The organism is Neisseria sp. HMSC065C04 (assembly GCF_001815375.1).
Lineage (GTDB): Bacteria > Pseudomonadota > Gammaproteobacteria > Burkholderiales > Neisseriaceae > Neisseria > Neisseria flavescens_D.
On sequence record NZ_KV820416.1, the window covers coordinates 674 to 873 of the forward strand.

At 49.0% G+C, this 200-nt stretch carries 1 protein-coding gene; it reads left to right on the plus strand.

The window, feature by feature from the left end; translation table 11 throughout:
- Nucleotides 1-200 (plus strand): collagen-flanked surface repeat-containing protein (locus tag HMPREF3022_RS06745; protein ID WP_141756509.1); only part of this gene is annotated, 200 nt, incomplete at both ends.

Genomic DNA, 200 nt, shown 5'->3' on the forward strand with positions numbered 1-200 from the left:
CGGTGCAGACGGTAAGAATGCTAAAGCTGAAGTTAAAGACAATGGCAACGGCACTCACACTGTAACCATCACCGATGGCGAAGGTAACACCACTACTACTATCGTTAAAGACGGTGCAACTGGCGCTAAAGGTGATACCGGTGCAGATGGTAAGAATGCCGAAGCCGAAGTTAAAGACAACGGTGACGGTACTCACACTG